This is a genomic window from Microcystis sp. M53602_WE12, from assembly GCF_030065455.1.
Classification (GTDB): domain Bacteria; phylum Cyanobacteriota; class Cyanobacteriia; order Cyanobacteriales; family Microcystaceae; genus Microcystis; species Microcystis aeruginosa.
Genome location: NZ_JASJFB010000828.1, coordinates 1 through 1,027, shown reverse-complemented (window position 1 = coordinate 1,027; position 1,027 = coordinate 1). Strand labels below are relative to the sequence as shown.

The following is a 1,027-nucleotide window of genomic DNA, read 5'->3' as shown; positions in this document are numbered from 1 at the left end:
GCAAATAGGTGCAAGAATGAAAATTGTGGGAGCACAATGGAAAGCAGAGAATGTTCCTCAGTATTTGAAGCTACGTTGTGCTTATCTCAACGGCGATATTGCCTGAGTATTTTTACTCATTGCAAAACTGGGATGCTCCCCATCCAATTTATTAACTACCGCGGTAGAGTATTGAATAGAATCTTCAAAATCCTGAAAATTGGTTGTGAAAGCCATTATAATTGCAGCCTGATTTACTGTAGCAATTTGACAAAAAGTAATTAACTGCTTTAAATAAGTAAGCGTCCAATCTCGACCTCTTGCTTTACGGATAATATAATACAAATCACTAAAAGTTGAGGCGGAAATATAACCTGCAATTGTGCCTTTTTCAATTAGTGATAAAACTTGTTCACTTGCATTCCAAAAAGGTTCTCTTTCTAAGGCATTATCAATAATGATATTAGTATCTATCAGGATTTTCACAGGTTATATTTCTCCTTTAAATATTCATATTTAGCTTGATCTGGATCAAAGTCTGCCGGAATGGCAGGGGCATTTTCAAATAAACCCTGAAATGCTTTGATCCTAGATTTTCTTTTTGGTGCTTCTGGTGCTGGTTCAGTGGTTGGGGTTGTGGTATGATCAAGGGTATCTGTGGCTGCCCAGACTACAATTTCCACATTTCCGGGGGGTAAATTCAATGGTTCGGTAATCAGCAAGTTACCAGATTGATCAATTTTTCCTTTGAGTTTGTATGCTTGCATGATGTTTTTTATGATACTCTGTTTTTATATCATATCATAGTGAACAAAATTCACGCTCTAAATTTGGGTTTAAATTATGATAACTACACTCATTGAACGAGAAGCAGAACCAATTTTAATTAGTGACTTAACCTGGAGAGAATTTAAAGCTGTTGAACAGCTAATCGATCGCCCAGGGTTAAGGTTATCTTTTTTAGATGGAGTTTTGGAGATTAGAAAAATGCCAGGGAAAAAACACGAAACCATCAAAGAACGTATTGGTGGTTTACTAGAAATTTATT

At 35.9% G+C, this 1,027-nt stretch carries 2 protein-coding genes and 1 pseudogene; 1 reads left to right on the top strand and 2 read right to left on the bottom strand.

Going from position 1 to position 1,027, the window contains the following annotated elements; translation table 11 throughout:
* Positions 1-81: 81 nt before the first annotated feature.
* Positions 82-465 carry a type II toxin-antitoxin system VapC family toxin gene (locus tag PX482_RS25435; protein ID WP_288093397.1) on the bottom strand — a complete coding sequence of 128 codons (384 nt, stop codon included), beginning with the start codon at positions 463-465 and terminating at the stop codon, positions 82-84.
* Entirely contained in the window at positions 462-746 is a 285-nt protein-coding gene (locus PX482_RS25430) for a hypothetical protein (protein WP_002756821.1), read from the bottom strand. The genes PX482_RS25435 and PX482_RS25430 overlap by 4 nt, the downstream gene beginning before the upstream one ends.
* Before the next feature lie 76 nt (positions 747-822).
* On the opposite strand from PX482_RS25430, the pseudogene PX482_RS25425 reads away from it, so the two are divergent.
* Positions 823-1,027 (top strand): annotated as a pseudogene (locus PX482_RS25425) (Uma2 family endonuclease); the annotation flags it as partial.